Origin of the sequence: Streptomyces sp. MZ04 (genome assembly GCF_004684775.1) — a bacterium.
Classification (GTDB): Bacteria; Actinomycetota; Actinomycetes; order Streptomycetales; family Streptomycetaceae; genus Streptomyces.
Genome location: NZ_SRIC01000399.1, coordinates 1 through 6,016, shown reverse-complemented (window position 1 = coordinate 6,016; position 6,016 = coordinate 1). Strand labels below are relative to the sequence as shown.

Below are 6,016 nucleotides of genomic sequence, written 5' to 3'. Positions count from 1 at the left end.
GACCATGACGGCCGAGACGGGGTTGTCAATCTGGCGTTGACTTTTGGCACGCTGTTGAGTTCTCAAGGAACGGACGCTTCCTTTGTACTCACCCTCTCGGGCTTTCCTCCGGGCGCTTCCCTTCGGTGTTTCTTTGTTCTTGCGTTTCCGACTCTATCAGACTCTTTCGTGTCCGATTTCCTCGGTGCCTTTCAGGTTTCCGCTCCGGCCTCTCGGCCTTTCGCGTTTCCCTTTCCGGCGGTTCCGACTCTATCAGATCCTTTCGGGCCTGATTTCCAGTCAGCGGCCACCCGGCGAAGCCGGATGTTTATTGCCGTGTCTTCCCGGCTGTTGGGCCGTTCCGACGAGTGAGACATTAGCGGATTCCTGGCTCCCGACCTAATCGGGGGCGCCCTTTCGAACGCGGATTCCTCATTTCGCAAACGCGCATGAAAACGAACGGACGACGGGTCAGCAAAGAGACACGACGTCGATCGCTTGAATGGTTGTTGCGGAATGGCTGCCCGGGGACCGACCATGTGGTCGACGCTCACGTCGGGCAACTCGGAGAACACTACGTATCCGGTCGGGGTGTGTCAACCTCACGCCGCGGGGCCTCCCGCGAGGCTACGGTGGGAGGCGTGACTACGCATGCGCACACCCAACTGTGGTGGGCCGCCTGAGGGCGGCCGTACATACGCATGTACCCAACGGCCGCCGCCTCGGCGGCCGTTCGTGTTTCTCTCCCTGGAGGACCCGGAGCCCGGCCGTCGAGTCGGCGGGCCCGATCAGGAGGCAGAGATGACGCGGATCTTCAGTGGGGTCAAGCCGACAGGACATCTGACCCTCGGGAACTATCTGGGTGCCGTACGCCAGTGGGCGGAGGTTGACCAGCACCGGGCCGACGCGCTGTTCAGCATCGTCGATCTGCACGCCCTCACCGTGGAGCACGATCCCGGCCGGGTACGCAGACTCAGTCGGCAGGCGGCGACGCTGCTGCTCGCGGCGGGGATCGATCCCGAGCGGGCCACGGTGTTCGTACAGAGTCATGTGGACGAGCACGCCCGGCTCTCGTATCTGTTGGAGTGCGTCGCGACGGACGGCGAGATGCGGCGGATGATCCAGTACAAGGAGAAGTCCGCGCGGGAGCAGGCCCGGGGCGGGAGTGTGCGGCTGTCGCTGCTCACCTATCCCGTGCTGATGGCGGCGGACATCTTGGCGTACGGGGCGGACGAGGTGCCGGTCGGGGACGACCAGACGCAGCACGTCGAGCTCACCCGGGATCTGGCCGTGCGTTTCAACCAGCGGTACGGGCAGTCGTTCGTGGTGCCGCGGGCCGTGAATCCCAAGGTGGCGGCGCGGGTCATGGATCTGCAGGATCCGACGTCGAAGATGGGCAAGTCCCACGAGGCCGGGGCCGGGATCGTCTATCTGCTCGATGAGCCCGACGTGATCCGGAAGAAGATCCTTCGCGCTGTCACGGACAGCGGGAGCGAGGTCGTGTACGACAGGGAGGCCAAGCCGGGGGTCTCGAATCTGCTGGAGATCCTGGCCGCTTGTGAGGGTGGGAACCCAGACGGCTTGAGCGGTGTATATGAGTCGTACGGAGCATTGAAGAAGGACACCGCCGAAGCCGTGGTGGAACTGCTCAGGCCCGTGCAGGAGAGGCACAAGGAGCTGGTTGCGGATCCCGCGTATCTGGAGGAGGTGCTGCGGCGGGGGGCCGAGCGGGCCAGGGGGATGTCCAAGCCGACGGTGGACGCCGCCTATCGCGCGATCGGCCTGCTGCCGCCGGTGAACGAGGCGCGGTAGGCGCGTGGGCTGGTGGTGAGGCGCGAGGCGAAGTGCTGGCGCATCGTGACCTCACTACCGAAGCCCGCGCGGCGTGCCACTTCGGGCATGGGCAGGTCGGTGCGTTCTAGGAGCTTCTGTGCGGCCGCGAGGCGCTGGTCCAGTAGCCAGCGCAGTGGGGTGGTGCCGGTGGCCGCGGTGAAGCGACGGGCGAAGGAACGCGCCGACATGCCTGCCCGGGTGGCGAGGTCGGTGACGGTGAGCGGTTCGTGGAGGTGACGGAGGGCGTATTCGCGTACGGAGGCGAGGGCATCGGCGTCGCGGTCGGCTCGCGGTGTGGGGTGCTCGATGAACTGGGCCTGGGTGCCGGTGCGGAAGGGGGCTGTGACCATCGAGCGGGCGATGGTGGCGGCTGTTTCCGAGCCGTGGGCCGTGCGGACCAGGTGCAGGCAGAGGTCGATGCCGGCGGCGGTGCCTGCGGCGGTCCAGATGTTGTCGTCCTCGATGAAGAGGGCGTCGGGTTCGACGGTGACGAGGGGGTGATGGGTGCGGAGTAGGTCGACGAGGTTCCAGTGGGTGATCGCTCGGCGGCCGTCGAGGAGGCCGGCCTGGGCGAGGGTGAAGGCGCCGCCGCAGAGTGCCGCGATGGTGATGCCTCGGGTGTGCGCCTGGCGCAGGGCTTCGAGGAGCGGCGCCGGTGCGGGGGTGACGTGGTCGTCGAGGCCGGGGACGACGATCAGGTCGGTGCCGTTCAGGCGGGTCAGCCAGGTGAGGGTGCGATCGGGGGTGAGGGTGAGGGCGCCACGCATCGGTACGGGTGCGGGGTCGGCGCCGACGCGGCGGAGGTCGAAGGGGGGTACGCCTCGGTCGGTGCGGTCGGTGCCCCAGACCTCGGTGATGACGGAGACGTCGAAGGCTCGGATGCCGGGGAAGGCGAGCAGGGCGATGCGTTGGGGGGTGGGGGTGTCGGAAGGCTGGGGCACGGTGGCAGTAAACCATCGATCGATGGCTTCCACCCCTCTGGGGCGAGGGGGCTCGTGGCGGCAGGATCGTCGTCATGGAGATCGCAGAGAACGCAGCGCTGGTCGTGGTGGACGTGCAGAAGGGCTTCGAGGAGGAGGAGTTCTGGGGACCGCGGAACAACCCGGGGGCCGATGGGAACATCGCCTCGCTCATCGATGCCTGGCAGGTCACGGGGCGTCCGGTCGTCTTCGTGCGGCATGACTCGCCGAAGCCGCAGTCGCCGCTGCGGCCCGGGTACGAGGGCAACGACTTCAAGGAGTACGTCGAGGAGCGGCGTGGGAAGGGGGCGGGGGCGGAGCTGTTCGTGACGAAGACCGTGAACTCGGCCTTCTACGGGACGCCGGATCTGGACGCCTGGTTCAAGGCGGAGGGGATCTCGCAGTTCGTGGTGGCGGGGATCCAGACCAACATGTGCGCGGAGACGACGGCACGGATGGGAGGGAATCTGGGGTACGAGGTGCTGTTCGCGCTGGATGCCACGCATACGTTCGACCTGGAGGGGCCGTTCGGCTGGCGTCGTACCGCGGAGGAGTTGGCGCAGGCGTCGGCGGTTTCGCTGCACGGTGGGGGCTTTGCGCGGGTGGTGACGACGGCGGAGGTCGTCGCCGGGGCGAAGTGAGGTCACCGGGGGCGGTCGGCCCCCGGCGCCGAGGGGGTCAGGTGTTGTTGCCGGAGGCCAGTTCGCGGCTGCGGTCGCGGGCGGCTTCGAGGGCGGCGATGAGGGCTGCTCGTACGCCGTGGTTCTCGAGTTCGCGGATGGCGTTGATCGTGGTGCCGGCGGGGGACGTGACGTTCTCGCGGAGCTTGACCGGGTGTTCGCCGCTGTCGCGGAGCATCACGGCGGCGCCGATCGCGGCCTGGACGATCAGGTCGTGGGCCTTGTCGCGGGGCAGGCCGAGGAGGATGCCCGCGTCGGTCATGGCTTCGACGAGGTAGTAGAAGTACGCCGGGCCGGAGCCGGAGAGGGCCGTGCAGGCGTCCTGCTGGGTCTCGGGGACGCGCAGGGTCTTGCCGACGGCGCCGAAGATCTCCTCGGTGTGGGCGAGGTGGGCGGCGGTGGCGTGGCTGCCGGCGGAGATGACGGACATGCCTTCGTCCACGAGGACCGGGGTGTTGGGCATGACGCGGACGACGGGCGTGTTGTCGGCGAGGCGTTCTTCGATGAAGGAGGTGGTGATGCCGGCGGCGGCGCTGATGATCAGGCGGTCGGGGGCGACGTGCGGGGCGAGTTCGTCGAGGAGGCGGCCCATGTCCTGCGGCTTGACGGCCAGGATGAGGGTGTCGGCCTGCTTGGCGGCCTCGGCGTTGCTGACGGGCTCGACGCCGTAGCGGGTGCGGAGTTCCGCGGCTCGTTCGGCGCGGCGGGTGGTGACGAGGAGGTCGGCGGGGGCCCAGCCGGCCCTGATCATTCCGCTGAGGAGGGCCTCGCCGATCTTGCCGGTGCCGAGGACTGCGACGGGCTGGGGCATGTGTGGGTCACCCTCCATGTGCGGGTCAGCGGTTCGGCCAGCGGTATCGGCGGTTCGGTGGGGCGCCGGTTCGGCTGGGTGGGGTCATCCTCGCATTGGTGTGGGTCAGGCCGTGCGGCGGCGGAGGGTGGCGGCGCCCAGGGCGAGGACGAGTGCGGCGCAGCCGGCGACGATGACGACGTCGCGTACGAAGTCGCCGGTGACGGAGGTGTGGCGGAGGACTTCGTTCATGCCGTCGACGGCGTACGACATGGGCAGGACGTTGGAGGCCGCCTCCAGGGCGGGCTGCATCTGGTCGCGCGGGGTGAACAGGCCGCAGAGGAGGAGCTGGGGGAAGATCACGGCCGGCATGAACTGGACGGCCTGGTACTCGGAGGCGGCGAAGGCCGAGACGAAGAGGCCGAGCGCGGTGCCGAGCAGGGCGTCGAGGAGGGCGACGAGGAGCAGCAGCCAGGCGGAGCCGGTGACGTCCAGGCCGAGGGCCCAGAGGGCGAGGCCGGTGGCGAGGACCGACTGGATGGCGGCGAGGGTGCCGAAGGCGATGGCGTAGCCGACGATCAGGTCGCCCTTGGCGAGGGGCATCGCGAGGAGGCGTTCGAGGGTGCCGGAGGTGCGTTCGCGCAGGGTGGCGATGGAGGTCACCAGGAACATCGTGATGAGGGGGAAGATGCCGAGGAGCGAGGCGCCGATGGAGTCGAAGGTCTGCGGGCTGCCGTCGAACACGTAGCGCAGGAGCAGCAGCATCACGCAGGGGACCAGGAGCATCAGGCCGATGGTGCGGGGGTCGTGGAGGAGCTGTCGTAGGACGCGGGCCGCGGTGGCGAGGGTGCGGTGGGTGTTCATCGGGGGCTCCTGCTCGGGTCGCTCTCGTCGCGCCGGCCGCTCTGGGGTGCGTTCGCCTCGCTCTGGGTCGCGTTTGCCTGGTCGACCAGGTGGAGGAAGGCCGCTTCTACCGTTTCGCGGCCGGTGCGGGTGCGCAGGGCGTCGGGGGTGTCGTCGGCGAGGAGTTCGCCTTCGCGCATCAGGAGGAGGCGGTGGCAGCGTTCGGCCTCGTCCATGACGTGTGAGGAGACGAGGATCGTGGCGCCGCGGTCGGCGGCGATGGTGTGGAAGAGGTTCCACAGGTCGCGGCGGAGTACGGGGTCCAGGCCGACGGTGGGCTCGTCGAGCACGAGGAGTTCCGGCGTGCCGAGCAGGGCCACCGCGAGGGAGACGCGGCTGCGTTGGCCTCCGGAGAGGTGTGCGGCCAGGGAGTCGGCGTGGGAGGTGAGGTCCACGTCGGAGATGGCTCGGGTGACGGCCTCGTGGCGGCGTTGGGCGGCGGGGCCGGGGCCGGGGTCGAGGATGGCGGCGAAGTAGTCGAGGTTCTGGCGGATCGTCAGGTCGTCGTAGACCGAGGGGTCCTGGGTCACGTAGCCGATGCGGGAGCGGAGTTCGCGGGCGCCTGCGGGGCGGTCGAGGACCTGCAGGGTGCCGGTGACCTTGGCCTGGGTACCGACGACTGCGCGCATCAGGGTGGATTTGCCGCAGCCGGAGGGACCGAGGAGGCCGGTGATCTGGCCTGGAGGGACGGCGAAGGTGAGGTTGCGGAGGACTTGGCGGGGGCCTCGGGTTACGGAGAGGTCCTTTGCCTCGATCGCGGGTGGGCGATTATTCATCATGCGATGATTATTGCTTGCCGGGGGGCAGGGGCGTCAAGGGGTAGCCCTGCCCACGACGGGAACCGCCCTTCAGAGGGGGGCGGTCGGTGGGGG

Annotated in this window: 7 protein-coding genes; 3 read left to right on the top strand and 4 right to left on the bottom strand. The window is 68.9% G+C overall.

The genetic code is table 11. The features are described 5' to 3' along the window. Together E2651_RS44870 and trpS are read left to right on the top strand one after the other, a co-directional pair. Positions 1 to 351, top strand: a 351-nt coding sequence (locus E2651_RS44870; RefSeq protein ID WP_209446374.1) for a hypothetical protein, incomplete at its 5' end; no start/stop codon positions are given. 429 nt (positions 352 to 780) lie between these two features. Continuing rightward, entirely contained in the window at positions 781 to 1,791 is a 1,011-nt protein-coding gene (gene trpS / locus E2651_RS40345; protein WP_135336248.1) for a tryptophan--tRNA ligase, read from the top strand. On the opposite strand, the gene E2651_RS40340 is transcribed toward trpS, so the two are convergent. Next, positions 1,746 to 2,753 (bottom strand): helix-turn-helix domain-containing protein, encoded by a 1,008-nt coding sequence (locus tag E2651_RS40340; RefSeq protein ID WP_135336247.1) that lies wholly within the window; start codon positions 2,751 to 2,753, stop codon positions 1,746 to 1,748. The two genes, trpS and E2651_RS40340, sit on opposite strands and share 46 nt — an antisense overlap. A gap of 74 nt (positions 2,754 to 2,827) precedes the next feature. Between E2651_RS40340 and E2651_RS40335 the strand changes: the two genes are divergently transcribed. Then, the gene (locus tag E2651_RS40335; protein ID WP_135336246.1) at positions 2,828 to 3,412 is read left to right on the top strand and encodes a cysteine hydrolase family protein; all 585 of its coding nucleotides are present in this window, start codon (positions 2,828 to 2,830) and stop codon (positions 3,410 to 3,412) included. 37 nt (positions 3,413 to 3,449) lie between these two features. Here the strand turns inward: E2651_RS40335 and proC are convergent, their stop codons facing one another. From proC to E2651_RS40320, 3 genes are all read right to left on the bottom strand, one after another. Further along, entirely contained in the window at positions 3,450 to 4,262 is an 813-nt protein-coding gene (proC, locus tag E2651_RS40330) for a pyrroline-5-carboxylate reductase (RefSeq protein ID WP_135336245.1), read from the bottom strand. Between the two features lie 105 nt (positions 4,263 to 4,367). Continuing rightward, positions 4,368 to 5,105 (bottom strand): ABC transporter permease, encoded by a 738-nt coding sequence (locus tag E2651_RS40325; RefSeq protein ID WP_135336244.1) that lies wholly within the window; start codon positions 5,103 to 5,105, stop codon positions 4,368 to 4,370. Then, positions 5,102 to 5,923: an ABC transporter ATP-binding protein gene (locus E2651_RS40320; protein ID WP_135336243.1), complete on the bottom strand. Its 822-nt coding sequence runs from the start codon at positions 5,921 to 5,923 to the stop codon at positions 5,102 to 5,104. The genes E2651_RS40325 and E2651_RS40320 overlap by 4 nt, the downstream gene beginning before the upstream one ends. Between the last annotated feature and the right edge of the window lie 93 nt (positions 5,924 to 6,016).

Coding starts and splice junctions, on each gene's coding strand:
- trpS (WP_135336248.1), top strand. CDS start 781: ATGACGCGGATCTTCAGTGGGGTCAAGCCGACAGGACATCTGACCCTC.
- E2651_RS40335 (WP_135336246.1), top strand. CDS start 2,828: ATGGAGATCGCAGAGAACGCAGCGCTGGTCGTGGTGGACGTGCAGAAG.
- proC (WP_135336245.1), bottom strand. CDS start 4,262: ATGCCCCAGCCCGTCGCAGTCCTCGGCACCGGCAAGATCGGCGAGGCC.
- E2651_RS40325 (WP_135336244.1), bottom strand. CDS start 5,105: ATGAACACCCACCGCACCCTCGCCACCGCGGCCCGCGTCCTACGACAG.
- E2651_RS40320 (WP_135336243.1), bottom strand. CDS start 5,923: ATGATGAATAATCGCCCACCCGCGATCGAGGCAAAGGACCTCTCCGTA.